This is a genomic window from Streptomyces sp. NPDC048659 (assembly GCF_040650575.1).
GTDB lineage: Bacteria > Actinomycetota > Actinomycetes > Streptomycetales > Streptomycetaceae > Streptomyces.
Genome location: NZ_JBEZHM010000033.1, coordinates 64351 through 78136, shown reverse-complemented (window position 1 = coordinate 78136; position 13786 = coordinate 64351). Strand labels below are relative to the sequence as shown.

The following is a 13786-nucleotide window of genomic DNA, read 5'->3' as shown; positions in this document are numbered from 1 at the left end:
CACACCAAGTCCATTGAGGTCCCAGAGTCCCATGGGGGCAAGGGGATTTCGCGGCGCGGACCCGCGCCGTGGACGGCCGGGAGCGGGGTCACCGCACCACGTCGAAGACCTGCTTCTGGACCCCGTTCGCGTACGTCTCGCTCTCGACCAGCTTCAGCTTCTGGACGTCCTTGTCGGTGCCGCTGAACAGCCGCTTGCCCGCGCCGAGCAGCAGCGGGAAGACGAGCAGGTGGTAGCGGTCGACGAGCCCCGCGTCGGACAGCGCCCGGTTCAGGGTCGCGCTGCCGTGCACGATGATCGGGGCGCCCTCGGTCTCCTTCAGGGCGGCGACCTCGTCGAGGGAGCGCAGGATCGTGGTGTCGCCCCAGTTGGACACGAGGTCACCCTCGTCGAGGGTGGTGGACACGACGTACTTCGGCAGCGTCTTGTAGCGCGCGAAGTCCTCCATGTCCGGCCACACGGGGCTGAACGCCTCGTAGCTCGTCCGCCCCAGCAGCACCGCCCCGGCCTCCTTCTGCTCCCGCTCCTTGATCTCGAACGCGTCGGGCAGGAACTCGGTGTGCTTGAACGTCCAGCCGGAGTTCCGGTAGCCGGGCTCGCCGCCGGGGGCCTCGACGACGCCGTCGAGGGAGATGAAGGCGGAGGTGATGAGAGTGCGCATGGGAGGAGCCCTTCGGTTTTCGGATGTCTGATCTCGTTCACGGTGGCCGGTGCGTGCGCGCCAGTCATGAAGTAAGACGGAGACTCCCACGAGAACTCATCGGTCCGCGGCAAATTTTGTGTCGGGCAGGGCGTGCCGCGTAAGGGAGTTGGTACGTGCGCCCGCATGACGCCGCGTCCAGTGGACCTGCGCGAGGAGCCTCGGGCCCGCTGACAGCGGTGGCGCTCCCGGAGGAGCCCGCCGGGCCCGCCGGGCACTGGAAGACGCGGAGACAGCCATGGGCGCGGGATCAGGCGGGCCGGTACTCCGCGTGCGGGATCGCGCGCTCCCACGCCGCCTCGTACGCGCTGACGTACCGCGCGGCCAGCGTCGGATCGTGTACGACCTCCATGCGCGCGCCCGTCCACTGACCCTCGCCGCTGAAGTGGTGGAGGATCACGGTCTCCTCGTCCATGACCCACCCGTCCAGCGCGGGGAGCAGCAGATCACGCGCCCGCGAGCGCGGCAGCCAGCGGACGTCCTCGCCGGCCGCGACGTTCGTGAAGGTGCCGTCGTACTCGTACCGGACGTAGTCGCTCAGCGGCTCCGAGACCACACGCAGGCGCCGCATGACGACACCACGCGCGGTCGTCTCGGCCACCACGTCCAGCCACGACCGCCACCACGACTCGCGGTCCGCCGGGTCGTACCGGTGCCCTTCCTGCCAGCGGATGAACTCCGGGTCATCCCGCATGTAGCTGTCCCGCATCTCAAGGTGCCTCGCCGAGCGCTGCGCCTTGGCGAGGCATTCACGTACCGCTGTTGCCACTGTTGTCCTCACTGTCCGGGCGGGGAACGAACCGGAGCATGTTCGCAGGGAGCCGGATCACGGTCTCGTGGTCCGGCACGTCCGTAGAGTGGCTGGGCGCCGAGCCGGCGCGCCCGTCGCCCCGGCGACCTCCGTCCCCACGGCACCCGAGCTCCGCGAGCGGTGACCGCGCGAGGATCAGCCCCGTCGCCTGCGCGCGACGACGAGGAACGCGCCGCCGATCAGGGCCAGCGCCGTGCCGAGGGCGGCGACCGTGACCGTCTGGCGGGGCGCGCCCGTCTCCGCCAGGTCCTCCGTCCCCGGGCCCTTCCGGGGCGGGGGCGTCTGCTGGGCCGAGCCGGTCGGGGCGGGGGTCGGCCTCGCCACCAGGGTGGTCGCCTCCGGTGACGGCTCCGGGCCGGCGGTCGGCCGCACCGCCACCGCCTGCTCGACGGCCGCCACCTCGGTGCGCGTCACGTTCGACTCGCCCGTCTTCGTGACCTCCCGCAGCGGGCTGAAGTACGTCGTGTGCGCGCTGTTCTCCACCCAGCCGCCCGCCGCCCGCTCCGCCACCTTCACCTGGAACGACACCACCGCCGACGCGCCCGGCCCGAGCCAGCCGCCCGACGGCTCCGCCGTCCCCTCGCCGACCCGGAACCGTACCGTCGTCCCGTCCGTCTCGGCCCTGTCCCCGTCCGCCGCGTCGCTCCGCCCCTCGCCGCCCACCGCGAGTGACCCGCGCACGTACGCCGTCCCCTGCGGCACGGCGTCCGCCACGTCGACGCGGTAGGCGCGGCCGTCGCCGTCGTTGCGGACGGTCAGCGTGTACGTGAGGATGTCGCCGACCTTCGCCCGCGCGGTCGCGTCCACGGACGCCGTCGTGACGAGGCGGGGCGCGGGGTCCGACACGGCGACGGCGGGCCCGGCCACCGCGAGGAGGGCGGCCGGTATCGCGAGTGGGGCGAGCGTCATACGGGTGAGCGGGCGCGCCATGGAAGACCTCCACGAGCTAGGAAGTGGGCTTCGCCATCGGCGGAGAGGCCCAGATCCTGACACGCGCGCCGCCCCCCTACCGGCGCGGAAGGTCCCGGAACGGGTACCCCGAAGGCCCTGTTTCCGGCGGGCCGTTCAGCGCGCCTTCACCGCCGCGACGAAGGGCGCCCACGCGGCGGCGGAGACGACGAGCACGGGGCCGTGGGGGCGCTTGGAGTCGCGGACGGGGACGAGACCGGGGGAGTCGTCCCGTACTTCGAGGCAGTTGCCGCCAGTGGTGTTGCTGTAACTGCTCTTACGCCAGGTCGCGGCGCTCAGATCGATCCGGCTGCTTGCCATTTCGGTAGCCCTCTGCCGCAGACTCGATGAGCGCGAGGGACGCGTCCAGCGGCATGGCGGCGGCCCTCAAGAGATCGTACGACCTCCGATACTGCTTCACGAGGGCCGGATCGTCGACTGTATTTCCGTGGTGCTGGCCCTCCATGTAGACGAGCGGAGGTGCGTCCGTGAAGTCGAGGATCATGGCGTTGTTCAGCATCAACGGGTGCGCTCCAGCGCTCCACGGGAGGATCTGCGCAAAGACCCGACCCCGCTTGATCAGGGCGATGATCTGGTCGAGCTGCGCGGCCATCTGGGGCCCTGCCATGACAGGCAACCGCACCAGAGACTCGTGGAGGATGACCTTGTACTCGGGCTCCTTGTGGTCCTGGTCGAAGAGCCGAGCGCGTGCGAGTCGGCCGGTGATCTTCTCGTCGATTTCCTCCGGCAGTTCTTGCGTCCACTCGCCCTTGAACAGCGCTCGCATGTACGGCGCCGTCTGGAGCAGTCCAGGGATGACGGTCGGAGCCCACTCCTCGATCGTCGTCGCTCGCTTCTCCGCCTCCAGCACGCGCTCGAAGTACGGGGCGTGACCCTTCAACCGTGCCTGGCGGGCCTCGTCGCAGCGGCGCTCGAAGAAGCCGTCCGTCTTCAGCTCGCGGTCCACGTGCCGGGCCAGGTCCAGCGGCATACTGCGCTCGCCGCGTTCGATCTCGCTGAGGTACGTGATCCCGTAGAAGCTGCCCTCGACCAGCCTCTTCAACGTCAGTCCGGCCTCCTCCCTCTTGTAGCGGAGCTCCTTCCCATAGAACTGCGGGACGCCTGCCGAACCGTCGATCTCCTTGCGCGCAGCCACCGTTCAGGACCGCCTTTCGCACCTTGCGTCGTGGAGCGGGAAACGCTTCCACGGTAGGGCCGCGCGCGGCAGCGTGTGAGGGGTTCGTCACGGCACGCTACGAAAGGCGGAACCCCGCATGACCGACGACATCGGGCCCGACGTCGAGGCACTCAGAGGCGCTCTCGCAGCTCACGGGATCGTTCTCCCGTCCCTGGGGGTCGATCCGGTGACCCTCGCCGGGCGGACCGTCCGGCCCCCGCTCGTCGCGCTCGGCAACTGCGGTGTGGCGACCGCACGCCAGCTCGCCGAGGTGCTGCGGAAGGCGGCCGGCGGGTGACGCTGCCCTTCGCGGTCGAGCTGATCGCGGTCCCGAAGGTGGTGCCGGAGGTGCGCCGGATGCTGGTGGGGGACGATCTGCGGCTCTGCGTCAGCGAGTTGCTGACGAACGTCATCCAGCACGTCGGCGAGGGCACCCCCGTCACCGTACGGGTGGAGGCCACGCGCGAGGGGCGGACGCGGCTCGCGGTGACCGATCCGGATCCGAGGGTGTGGCCGGTGTTACGGGAGTCCGGGCCGGGGGCCGAGTCGGGGCGGGGGCTCGGGATCGTGGAGGCGGTGGCGCTGCGGTGGGGCGTGGAGCAGGGGCCGTACGGGAAGACGGTGTGGTGCGAACTGTCCGGCACCAGCCGTCCGCCCGCGCGGCCACGGGACGGGGCTCGGGCTACCTGATGGAGCCGTCCACCTCGTAGGAGGCCACCCACCAGCCGTTGCGGCAGACGCGGCCCTCGGGGTCGAGGTCGCCCTCGGCGTACTCGCCGCTGCCGGTCTTCTCGCCGTTCGGTCCGCGGAAGTAGCTCGTGTAGTAGTAGCGGCAGCCGGCGGCGGCCTGGGCGGTGGTCGCGGAGGGCGCCGCCTGAGCGGCGGGGACGAGGGTGAGCGTCGCGGCGGCCGTACAGGCGACGGCGGTGACGAGACGGGTGAACGTCTTCATGGCGGGGGTCTCCTTGTCGGCGGGGCGGGTCCTTCGCACGCCCTCGCTGCGCCCAGGCTGGGGCCGCCCGGTCCGCCGCGCCGGGCCCGACCCGCGCGGCGTCACCCCGCCGGGGCGGGCGAACCGATTCGCCGCTCCACCAGTCGGGGCAACGCCGCCTCACAGGCTGCGGGCGCTGATGTCGCCGTACGAGGTGGTGGCGCGGATCGTGAGCTCGGCGGCGGCGCCGGACGTGTTGGCGAGGGCGTTGCTGACGCGGCCGTACGACGTGCCCGCGTCGAGCGTCGCGGAGGCGCCCCGGACGGCGCTGACCTCGATGTCGCCCTTCTCGGTGCGCAGCTCGACCGCGCCGCGCACCGCGCCGCCGACCTTGATGTCGCCTCGCATGGTGCGGAGTTCGGCGGGGCCGTCGAGGCGGCCGACGAGGATGTCGCCGTCCTGGACGCTGATCCGGGCGCTGGCGGCCCCGTCGAGCTTGACCTGGCCCTGGGCGGTCTCCAGGGTCACGTCGCCGAGGCGGCCGACGCCGCGCAGGTCACCGGCGGCGGCGCGGGCCTCGACGCGGGAACCGGCGGGGAGCTGGACGGTGACCTCGACGGCGCCGGAGCTGCCGAACAGCTTGTTCTCGGGCGCGGGGGTCTGGATCCGCAGGACGCCGTCGGCGAAGGCGACCTGGACGCGCTCGGCGGCCTTGGTGTCGCGGCTCTTGGCGGGGTTCGCGGGGCGGATGTCGACGGTGGCGTCGGCGCGGTCGGCGGCGATGAGCTGGACGCGGCCGGCGGGGATGTCGAGGACGGCGGTGATGGGGGCGGTGGCGGCGAAGGTCTGCATGACGGTTCGAGCTCCTCTGGGTGTCGTTCCCGTGTGTTTCTGACATGAGAAACGCTACGTTGCGTTCGAGTGGAGTGCAACGAGTTCGTTGCGTGTGATTGACGTATGCACAGCTCAGAGCCTTGAAATCGTTGCAATGTTTGTGAAGTCAACGCAATGGCGAAGTGTCGCGCGTTGCAATGAATGATGAGTGAACGCACCCCTGGCCCCAGTGCCCCGGCGGCCGTGCGCCCCGGGACGCGGGCCCGTGCGCGGACGCGCAACTCCCGCCCCCGAGTGCCGCCTAGCGTGATCCGCCGACGCCCCGGGCCCCGGCCGGAGGAGGGCCGGGCCCCGGCCCGTAGGCTCCAGGGCGGCGACGACTTCGGGTTCAGGTTCAGGTTCAGGTTCAGGAGAGCGGCATGTGGAAGCGGGCCCTCGACCGGGCCGGGGTGCGGGACGCGCGGCTCCGGCGGGACTACGGTGAACAGCGGCGCGCGGTAAGGAAGTTCGCGACGGCCGAGTACGCGGCGGCGCGGCTGCTGCTCCCCGCCGGGATGCTGCCGCACGTCGTGGCCGCCGTCGCGTTCATGCACGACACCGACGACCGAATAGACCGGGGTACGCCGGAGGAACGGGCGGCGGCGCTCACCGCGTGGGACGGCCTCGTCCGCAAGGCCCTCGCCGAAGGCGATTCCGACCTGCCCGTCCTGCGCTCCCTCGCGCACACCGCCGAGCACCACCCCGCCCTGCGCGGCCACGTGGACGACTTCATGCGGGGCTGCGCGCGGGAGGTCGCCTGGCGCACGATCGCCGACGACGAGGAACTGCGGCTGTACGTACGGGAGTACTCGCTGCCCGCGCTGCTGCTGACGGCCGGGCTGCTGGCCCCCGAGGACGCCCCGACGCGGGCGGCGTTCACGGAGGGCTGCCACCTGCTGATCCGCTCCATGCAGCGCGTCGACTTCCTGGAGGACCTGGCGGAGGACGTACGGGCGGGCCGCCCCGGCGTCCCCGCCGACGCGGTGGCCCGCCACGGCGCCGACCTCACCCGGCCCGGCCCCGGACTCGCCGCGCTCGTCGCGGAACAGGCCGACCGCGCCGCCGCCGACCTCGCGGCAGCCGCCCCGCTGCCGACCCTGGTGGCCCCGCCGTACCGCCCCTTCGTCCGCGCCCTCGTAGGCGTCCAGCGCCTGCGCCTCGACGCCGTCCGCCACGCGGGCGCCTCCCTGTCCCTCCGCCCCTCGGGCCCCCGGCCCCGGCCGCCGCCCGGCTGCTGCTCAGGGAGGCGGTGCGGCGGGTGCGGTAGGGACCCGCGTCGGCGGGGCCGGCCCGGGGCGGGAGGGGCTGCCGGCGGCGGGGTCCTGTTTCGGTCACGTGGGCGGGGTGTTGTTTGCGGTCTCCGGAGTGGAGGGGAGCCTTCGGCCGTCGATCAAGCGACGACCCTCAAGGAGCACACGTGATCCAGGCCGGGCTGAACACGCACACCCAGGAAGTCTTCTTCTTCCGCGCGGGGCAGTGCGTGGCCTACGACTTCGACGGCGACAAGGCACCCGCGGGGGTCCAGGACACCGCCACGCGGCTGCCCGGTCTGGCGGGCACCGTCTTCGCCGAGGGTGTCGATGCCGCGCTCGACTGGAAGCACGACCTGTGGGGCACCACGGCCTACCTGTTCGCGGGCGACCAGTGCGCCCTCTACGACAGGGACACGAACCAGCTCGTCTCCGGTCCGGCCTCGATCGGCCAGATCTGGCCGGAGTTGGCGAGGGTCGGGTTCGGCGACGGCTTCGACGACGCCTTACGGCGCACGGAAGGCAACCAGCTGAGCTCGCGGGAGCTGATCTACTTCTTCAAGGGCGACTCGTACGTCCGCTACGACCTGGACGCGGGCAAGGCCGGTGAGGTCAAGAGCATCGCGGAGGGCTGGCCGGTCCTGAAGCAGGTCGGGTTCGCCGACGGCATCGACGCGGTCGTCAGCCGCTTTGAGAGCGGCGCCTTGGGAGCCGTACTCAGGTACCACGCCTACTTCTTCAAGGGCGACCAGTACGTGCGGCTGGAGCAGCGGACCGGTGATCTGGTCACCGGCCCGCAGCCCATCGCGGAGGCGTTCAAGCCGCTGGCGGGCACCGCCTTCGCCACGGACCAGGCCCCGGCCGCCCGCCCCAAGGCCGCCCGCGCCACCTACACCCTCACCTTCGCCAACCCCGGCGACGACGGCGGAGTGCCCGAGCCGTACGGCAAGGTCTGGCTCCAGACCAAGGACGGCACCCAGTTCCGGCTGTGGACCCAGCGCAACAACAGCAACGGCGAAGCCCCCACCCTCGCCACCTTCACCAACGCCATCGACCTGCCGTTCCCCGCCGCCGACATCGCCACGGTCAACGCCTACGTCGACGAGGACGACACCTGGAACGGCGACGACTACCTCGCGCGCGGCTCGAAGCCCTTCACCGGCAACGGCTCCTACGTCCTGAACGCGGTCGACGGCAGCGTCACCGTGCAGCTGACCATCACCTGACAGCCGGGATCACTGGGATCACTGGGATCGCCGGGATCGCCAGGATCACCCGGATCGGCAGCGGCGGCACCAGCCGTGGTCTAGGGCCGCCGCTCCTCCCGCAGTCCCAGTACGTACGCCGCCGTCGCCGCGACCGCCCGGTCCTCGTCGCCCGTCAGCTCCGCGAGCGCCCGGGTCGCGACGGGGCCCGGGACCTCCGCGAGCGCCTGGGTGATCCGGCGGCGGACCGGGGCGGCAGCCGTGGCGGCGGAGGCCGTGGCCGGGGCACCGGTCGTGGCGGAGGCGGCGGCCGTGGCCGGGTCAGCGGCGGCTGCGGCGGCGGAGGCCAGGGCCGCCGGGTCGGCGCCCGTCCTGGCGGCGGTGAGCCGCTCGGTCAGGGCGGTCGCAATGCGGTCCGCCTCGGCCGGGTCGTCGGCCGCCAGTGACCCCAGCGCCTCCGCCGCCTCCACGTCGTGGCGTCCTTCCGCCACCAGCCCGACCAGGTGCGGCACCGCCGCCGCCACGCCCCGGGCGCCCAGCGCCAGCGCCGCGTAGCCCCGTACCGCCGCGTCCCCGTGGCCGAGGGCCGCCCGCAGCAGCGCCGTCGCCCCGGGGTCCGGCAGCTCGGCCAGGGAGCGGACCGCCCGGACCCGTACCCCCGGGTCCGCCGCGTCCAGCCCCGCCGCCAGCAGCGGGCCCGCCTCGGGGCCGGTCTGCGCGAGGGCCCAGCGCAGCGCCCCCGCCACGCTCGGGTCCGGCTCGCCCAGGACCGCCTCCACCAGCGCCTCCACCGGCACCCCCGCCTCGTCGGAGAGGGGCGCGGCGGCCGACGCCGACAGGGCCGCGCGCTGCCGGACCTCCGGGCTCGCCGAACCCAGGCCCTGGAGCAGGGCCGTGATCCGCAGGACCTCCTCCCAACCGGCCGGCTCCGCCGCGTCGATCCGGCGCAGCCGCGTCAGCAGCTCCGTCTCCGCCGCGATGCGCTCGCGGGAGCGGCGTACGAGACCGGCGACGAGCTCGGCGGGCGCGAAGCCCGGGTCGTCCAGCGCCCGCCCGACGTCCCGCAGCGACAGCCCGAGCGAGCGCAGGCTCTCGATGTGGAAGACGCGGCGGATGTTCTCGTCGGAGTACTCCCGGTAGCCCGTGCCGCCGCGCCCGGTCGGGCGGATCAGGCCGAGCGACTCGTAGTGCCGGAGCATCCGGGCGCTGACCCCGGACCGCCGCGCGACCTCGCCGATCAGCACCGCTACCGTCCTTCCCGGTCCTCGCCGCCGAGGGCCACGATCCGCTTCGCCTCCTCGACGGCGAACTCGAACCCGGCCTCCGGGTCCCGCCGCAGCACCTCGGTGGCGAGCGCGTGCGCCCGGACCTCCGGGTCGGCGTGGTCCGCCGCCGCGTCCAGGGCGGGCCGGGCGGCGTCCCCGAGCGCGATCAGCGCCCGGCTGAGGCTGAGCCGCGTCTCGCGCGGCCCGCGCCCGAGCTGTGCCGCCAACCCTACGGCCAGGGCGGGCTCCGCACCTTCCGGTACGAGGACGACGGCGGCCCGCCAGGCGGCCCGCGCCACCTCGTCGTCGGGGTCCGCGAGCAGGGCCGGCGTGATCGCGGGCCAGGCCGCCCGGTCACCGATCTTGGAGAGGGTGTGCAGCGCCTGGCTCCGGGCCTGCCCCCGCGCGGACCGGAGCTCGGGGAGGAGGGCCGGGACCGTGGCGGCGGGGGTGTGGCGGGTGAGCGCCCAGGTCAGCATCTCGCGCACGGAGAAGTCGGGCTCGGTCGCGCAGCGCTCGACGAGCGGCCCGACGGAGCCGGGCGCCGGGTCGGAGCCGACGGCGAGGGCCGCCCGGAGGCGGACGGACGGGTCGGCGTGGGCGAGCCCCTCCAGGGCGCGGGCACGGGCGCGTGCGGTGGTCGTGGTGGTGGTCATGGGCGCCAGTGAAGGGCTTGTCACCGTGTCAAGGTCAAGCGAACCGAGCGGCCAGGCCCCCCGGGCCACCGCCGGACTCGCGCTCCCGGGCCGCAGGCCCCGCGCTCCCGGACCCCGTACCGGGACCCCGTACGGGGACCCCCGTCCTCAGCTCAGCCGATCTCCCCGCCTCAGTCGATATGCACGATCTGGAACGCCTCCGCCATCCGCCCCGCCGGCAGCCCGCCCGCCGTCGCGTGTTCGCTGAGCCAGTCGCGGAGCAGCCCCGACAGGTCGTCGAAGTGGGCCGTCTGGGAGGTGTGGATGCGCAGGGCCTCGACCTTGCGGTCGAAGACGGGGGTGACGTCCACGTACTGGTTCGGGGTCGGGCCCGTCATCAGCCAGAGCTCGTGGATCGTCCACGGCTCCAGGCCCTCGTTCTTCAGCAGCTCGCGGTGGGCGAAGGGGTTGCGGGCCTCGGGGTATATCGCGCGCAGACAGGCGTCGCCGACCGCGCGGTGGTCGGGGTGGAGGTCCGCCACGCGGGCCCAGTTGATCTCGGGGGACGGGATGATCGCGCGCTGCGGGCGCACCTGGCGGATGACCCGGCACAGGTCGCGGCGCAGGTCGACGGTGGCCTCGACGAAGCTGTCGGGGTAGCCGAGGAAGCGGACGTCGGCGACGCCGCTGAGTTTCGCCGAGTGGACCTGCTCCGCGCGGCGCAGGTCCGCCATGGCCTGGCGGGGGAGCGCCTCGTCGTAACCGCCCGCGCCGCCGTCGGTGACGATGCAGTAGGTCACGCGGGTGCCGCGTTCGATCCACTGCATGACGGTGCCGCTGACGCAGAACTCGATGTCGTCCGGGTGCGCCGCCACCACCAGCAGGGATGCCGGTGCGCTGCGGGCGATCGGGTCGGTCGTCGCGAAGTCCTCCATGTGGCCAGCCTCTTGGTGCGGCGGGGGCGTCGCAAGGCCAAGCCGTGGCGTGAACAGGACATGGCACTTACGCGCCATTCAAAAAGTTGGTAGATTCAAATCATTGGGTGTTCCACGTGGACAGAGACTGGTAGAGAGAGTCAGAGAGATCCGGAGGCGACCGGCAATGTGCAGGATCCTCGGCACCATCGCCGCGGGTGCGGCGCGTCCCGACCCCGCCGAACTCGCGGCGGTCTCGGCCCGGCAGCGGCACGGCGGCCCCGACGAGCACCAGGTCCTCAGCGGCCCGGGCTGGTCGCTCGGCTGCGACCGGCTCGCCGTGACCGACCCCTGCGGCGGGCGGCAGCCCTACCGGCTGCCCCACCTGCCCGGCATCCTCGCCGTGCTCAACGGCGAGATCTACAACCACACCGAGCTCCGCCGCCGCCTCGCCGCGCGCGGCCACCGCTTCCCCGACCGCTGCGACGGCACCCTGCTGCCCGCGCTCTACGCCGAGTACGGGCCCGCCTTCGCCGAGCACCTCGACGGCATGTTCGCCGTCGCGGTCCTCGACCTGCGCCCCGCCCGCGCCCAACTCGTCCTCGCCGTCGACGACATGGGCATGAAGCCGATCCACCTGCACCACGACCCGTACGACGGCTCCACCCGCTTCGCCTCCGAGATCCCCGCGCTGCTCGCCTTCGAGGGCGTACGGATCGCCCCGCGCGAGGACGCCCTCGACACCGTCCTCGCCACCCGCACCTCCTTCTCCTCCCGCACCGCCCTCGACGGCATCGAGGTGCTGCCCCCCGGCGCCACCGCCCTCGTCCGGCCCGGCCACGCCCCCGTCGTCCGCCGCCGCCCCGCGCACGCCGCCCGCCCGCTCGGCGACACCCAGGACGTGCTGCGCCACGAGGTGCGCCGGCTCGCCACCGCCGACGTGCCGGTCTGCGCCGTCACCAGCGGCGGGCTCGACTCGGGCCTGATCACCGCGCTCGCCGCCGAGCACGCCCGCGAGACCGACGCCCCGCCGCTGCACACCTTCCACCTCACCTACCGGGGCAAGTGGCCCGACTCCGAGGCCGCGTACGCCCGTTCCGTCGCCCGCCGGGCCCGGACCGTGCACCACGAGGTCGTCGTCGACCCCGACGAGATCCCCTCGCTGCTCACCCGCACCGTCCGCCACCTCGGGCAGCCCAACGCGGACCCGATCGCCCTCTCCACGTACGCGCTCTTCCGCGCCGTCCGCGAGAGCGGCTTCACCGTCGCGCTCACCGGCGACGGCGCCGACGAGCTCTTCGGCGGCTACGACCGGATGCGCGCCGCCCTGACCGCCCCGCCCGGCATCGACTGGGCCGGCGCCTACGCCGACGCGCTGTCCGCCGCGCCCCGGCTGCTCCGCGAGCACCTGTACACCTCCTCGTACGCCGCCTACATCGCCGACCACGGCTCCGCCGCCGACCGCATCGAGCAGGAGCTGCGCTCGGCCGACGCGGCCGGCGGCGACCGGGTCACCGCGCTCAGCGCCTTCGAGACGCGCTGGCGGCTGCCCGCCTACCACCTGCGGCGGGTCGACCACCTGTCGATGGCGTGGGCGGTCGAGGCGCGGATGCCGTTCTGCCAGCCCGGGGTCGTCACCCACGCCCGGTCCCTGCCCGCCGCCGCCCGGCACGGCAAGCCCGCGCTGTACGAGGCGGGGGCCGAGCTGCTGCCCGCGGCCGTCCTCAACCGGCCCAAGCAGCCGTTCACGCTGCCCGTGGCCGCGATGATCGCGCCCGGCGGCCCGCTGCTCGACACGGTCCGCGAACTGCTCTCCCCGGCCCGGCTCGTACTCGGCGGCAAGGTCCGCGCCGACCGCGTCCAGCGGCTGCTCGAACGGCACCTGGAGCGGCCCAACCAGCTCGCGGCGATGGCGCTGTGGGGGCTGGCGGTGCACGAGCTGTGGACGGAGGTCGTCCAGGGGATGCGGATCCCGGTGGGCTGTGCGGCCTGACCCACCGGCACCCGCCGGACCCATCCCACCCATCCGACCCACCCCGCCCATCCGACCCATGCCACCCACCCGGCCCACCCGGCCCGTACGCGCACCCGTACGGGCCGCAGGCATCCCCGCCCCCGCGCAGCCCGCTCCCGCCCCCGCGCAGCCCGCTCCAGCCCTCCTACGGCCCGCCCCCGCACGGCCCGCCCCCGCCCCCGTCCCCGTCACCGTCGTCCGCGCCGAGGACGCCCCCGGGCCCACTCTCGTCGTCCGCCTCGACCAGCTCCCGCCCGGCGCCCTCGGGCTCGGGCGGGAGCTCGCCGCGCTGCGCCGGGCGCTCGCCCCGACCCCGTACGCCGCGCTCAACAAGATCGCGCTGTACGGGCCCTCCGGCCGCCCCGGCGACGCCGACCTCGACTACCGGTTCGTGCAGGCCCTCCCCGACGGGCGCTTCGACTTCCGTACCGGGTGCGGGCATTCGCTGCTCGCCTGCGTCGTCGCGGAGGGCCGGCCAGGGCCCGTCACCGTACGGGCCCTGACCACCGGCGACACCGTCCGGGTGACCGAGGAGCCCGGCGGCGACGGCGCGCACACGCTGCACTTCCTGCGCGCGCCCGACGCCCCCGGCACCCTGCCCACCGGCCGCCCCGCCGAGCTGCTCCTCGGCGTCCCCGTCTCCCTCGTGAGCTACGGCAACCCGTACGTCTTCGTCGACGCGAGCCACCTGGACCCCGACCGCCCGAAGGAACGCCTGCTGGAGCTGCGGGCCGCCGCCGCGCGGCTGCTCGGGTACGCCCCGCACTCCCCGCTGCCGAAGATCGCCGCCTTCCGCCGCGCCCCCGGCGGGGGGCTGTCCGTGCGGGCCCTCACCGTCGGCGGCTGGCACCCCCGCCTCGCCCTCACCGGCGCCGCCGCGCTCGCCGCCGCCGCGGCCCTCGACGGCACCGTCGTGCCCGGTGACGCGGGCGGTACGGTGAGCACGCCGGGCGGCACCGTCACCGTCTCCACCGGCCCCGACCGGGTCGGCGTGCACCACAAACGGGCCCGCGTGCTCGACCGGATCGAGCTCCCCTGGCGTATCCACGCAACGGCGTGAACG

At 73.9% G+C, this 13786-nt stretch carries 16 protein-coding genes; 6 read left to right on the top strand and 10 right to left on the bottom strand.

Features of this window, described 5'->3' with window-relative positions; genetic code table 11:
• Window positions 1–88 precede the first annotated feature (88 nt).
• The 5 genes from AB0C99_RS24155 to AB0C99_RS24135 all read right to left on the bottom strand — a co-directional run bounded on the left by AB0C99_RS24155 (window position 89) and on the right by AB0C99_RS24135 (window position 3615).
• The gene (locus AB0C99_RS24155) at window positions 89–661 is read right to left on the bottom strand and encodes a dihydrofolate reductase family protein (RefSeq protein ID WP_362478559.1); all 573 of its coding nucleotides are present in this window, start codon (window positions 659–661) and stop codon (window positions 89–91) included.
• Window positions 662–950: 289 nt separating this feature from the next.
• Window positions 951–1469 carry a DUF6879 family protein gene (locus tag AB0C99_RS24150; RefSeq protein ID WP_362478556.1) on the bottom strand — a complete coding sequence of 173 codons (519 nt, stop codon included), beginning with the start codon at window positions 1467–1469 and terminating at the stop codon, window positions 951–953.
• Between the two features lie 177 nt (window positions 1470–1646).
• Window positions 1647–2441 carry an LPXTG cell wall anchor domain-containing protein gene (locus AB0C99_RS24145; RefSeq protein ID WP_362478554.1) on the bottom strand — a complete coding sequence of 265 codons (795 nt, stop codon included), beginning with the start codon at window positions 2439–2441 and terminating at the stop codon, window positions 1647–1649.
• 135 nt (window positions 2442–2576) lie between these two features.
• On the bottom strand, window positions 2577–2780 hold the full coding sequence (locus tag AB0C99_RS24140; protein WP_362478551.1) for a DUF397 domain-containing protein: 204 nt from the start codon (window positions 2778–2780) through the stop codon (window positions 2577–2579).
• Window positions 2737–3615 carry a helix-turn-helix transcriptional regulator gene (locus tag AB0C99_RS24135; protein WP_362478549.1) on the bottom strand — a complete coding sequence of 293 codons (879 nt, stop codon included), beginning with the start codon at window positions 3613–3615 and terminating at the stop codon, window positions 2737–2739. Before AB0C99_RS24135 ends, AB0C99_RS24140 begins: the two co-directional genes overlap by 44 nt.
• Window positions 3616–3733: 118 nt before the next feature.
• Between AB0C99_RS24135 and AB0C99_RS24130 the strand changes: the two genes are divergently transcribed.
• Window positions 3734–3934 (top strand): hypothetical protein, encoded by a 201-nt coding sequence (locus tag AB0C99_RS24130; RefSeq protein WP_362478546.1) that lies wholly within the window; start codon window positions 3734–3736, stop codon window positions 3932–3934.
• The gene (locus tag AB0C99_RS24125; protein ID WP_362478543.1) at window positions 3931–4326 is read left to right on the top strand and encodes an ATP-binding protein; all 396 of its coding nucleotides are present in this window, start codon (window positions 3931–3933) and stop codon (window positions 4324–4326) included. Before AB0C99_RS24130 ends, AB0C99_RS24125 begins: the two co-directional genes overlap by 4 nt.
• On the opposite strand, the gene AB0C99_RS24120 is transcribed toward AB0C99_RS24125, so the two are convergent.
• Entirely contained in the window at window positions 4319–4588 is a 270-nt protein-coding gene (locus AB0C99_RS24120; RefSeq protein WP_362478541.1) for a hypothetical protein, read from the bottom strand. The two genes, AB0C99_RS24125 and AB0C99_RS24120, sit on opposite strands and share 8 nt — an antisense overlap.
• 159 nt (window positions 4589–4747) lie before the next feature.
• Entirely contained in the window at window positions 4748–5419 is a 672-nt protein-coding gene (locus AB0C99_RS24115) for a DUF4097 family beta strand repeat-containing protein (protein ID WP_362478538.1), read from the bottom strand.
• Window positions 5420–5820: 401 nt separating this feature from the next.
• Between AB0C99_RS24115 and AB0C99_RS24110 the strand changes: the two genes are divergently transcribed.
• Together AB0C99_RS24110 and AB0C99_RS24105 are read left to right on the top strand one after the other, a co-directional pair.
• Entirely contained in the window at window positions 5821–6861 is a 1041-nt protein-coding gene (locus tag AB0C99_RS24110) for a squalene/phytoene synthase family protein (protein WP_362478536.1), read from the top strand.
• Window positions 6858–7916 (top strand): hemopexin repeat-containing protein, encoded by a 1059-nt coding sequence (locus AB0C99_RS24105; RefSeq protein WP_362478533.1) that lies wholly within the window; start codon window positions 6858–6860, stop codon window positions 7914–7916. The genes AB0C99_RS24110 and AB0C99_RS24105 overlap by 4 nt, the downstream gene beginning before the upstream one ends.
• An 80-nt stretch (window positions 7917–7996) precedes the next feature.
• On the opposite strand, the gene AB0C99_RS24100 is transcribed toward AB0C99_RS24105, so the two are convergent.
• The 3 genes from AB0C99_RS24100 to AB0C99_RS24090 all read right to left on the bottom strand — a co-directional run bounded on the left by AB0C99_RS24100 (window position 7997) and on the right by AB0C99_RS24090 (window position 10730).
• Entirely contained in the window at window positions 7997–9139 is a 1143-nt protein-coding gene (locus tag AB0C99_RS24100) for a HEAT repeat domain-containing protein (protein ID WP_362478530.1), read from the bottom strand.
• Between the two features lie 2 nt (window positions 9140–9141).
• Window positions 9142–9816, bottom strand: a complete 675-nt coding sequence (locus AB0C99_RS24095; RefSeq protein ID WP_362478527.1) for a HEAT repeat domain-containing protein — start codon at window positions 9814–9816, stop codon at window positions 9142–9144.
• Between the two features lie 170 nt (window positions 9817–9986).
• The gene (locus tag AB0C99_RS24090) at window positions 9987–10730 is read right to left on the bottom strand and encodes a PIG-L deacetylase family protein (RefSeq protein ID WP_362478525.1); all 744 of its coding nucleotides are present in this window, start codon (window positions 10728–10730) and stop codon (window positions 9987–9989) included.
• A gap of 166 nt (window positions 10731–10896) precedes the next feature.
• On the opposite strand from AB0C99_RS24090, the gene asnB reads away from it, so the two are divergent.
• Together asnB and AB0C99_RS24080 are read left to right on the top strand one after the other, a co-directional pair.
• Window positions 10897–12702 (top strand): asparagine synthase (glutamine-hydrolyzing), encoded by a 1806-nt coding sequence (gene asnB, locus AB0C99_RS24085; RefSeq protein ID WP_362478522.1) that lies wholly within the window; start codon window positions 10897–10899, stop codon window positions 12700–12702.
• Window positions 12703–12760: 58 nt separating this feature from the next.
• Complete coding sequence (locus tag AB0C99_RS24080; RefSeq protein WP_362478521.1) at window positions 12761–13783, top strand: hypothetical protein; 1023 nt, start codon at window positions 12761–12763, stop codon at window positions 13781–13783.
• The last annotated feature ends 3 nt before the right edge of the window (window positions 13784–13786 follow it).

Coding starts and splice junctions, on each gene's coding strand:
- AB0C99_RS24155 (WP_362478559.1), bottom strand. CDS start 661: ATGCGCACTCTCATCACCTCCGCCTTCATCTCCCTCGACGGCGTCGTC.
- AB0C99_RS24145 (WP_362478554.1), bottom strand. CDS start 2,441: ATGGCGCGCCCGCTCACCCGTATGACGCTCGCCCCACTCGCGATACCG.
- AB0C99_RS24140 (WP_362478551.1), bottom strand. CDS start 2,780: ATGGCAAGCAGCCGGATCGATCTGAGCGCCGCGACCTGGCGTAAGAGC.
- AB0C99_RS24130 (WP_362478546.1), top strand. CDS start 3,734: ATGACCGACGACATCGGGCCCGACGTCGAGGCACTCAGAGGCGCTCTC.
- AB0C99_RS24120 (WP_362478541.1), bottom strand. CDS start 4,588: ATGAAGACGTTCACCCGTCTCGTCACCGCCGTCGCCTGTACGGCCGCC.
- AB0C99_RS24115 (WP_362478538.1), bottom strand. CDS start 5,419: ATGCAGACCTTCGCCGCCACCGCCCCCATCACCGCCGTCCTCGACATC.
- AB0C99_RS24110 (WP_362478536.1), top strand. CDS start 5,821: ATGTGGAAGCGGGCCCTCGACCGGGCCGGGGTGCGGGACGCGCGGCTC.
- AB0C99_RS24095 (WP_362478527.1), bottom strand. CDS start 9,816: ATGACCACCACCACGACCACCGCACGCGCCCGTGCCCGCGCCCTGGAG.
- AB0C99_RS24090 (WP_362478525.1), bottom strand. CDS start 10,730: ATGGAGGACTTCGCGACGACCGACCCGATCGCCCGCAGCGCACCGGCA.
- asnB (WP_362478522.1), top strand. CDS start 10,897: ATGTGCAGGATCCTCGGCACCATCGCCGCGGGTGCGGCGCGTCCCGAC.
- AB0C99_RS24080 (WP_362478521.1), top strand. CDS start 12,761: ATGCCACCCACCCGGCCCACCCGGCCCGTACGCGCACCCGTACGGGCC.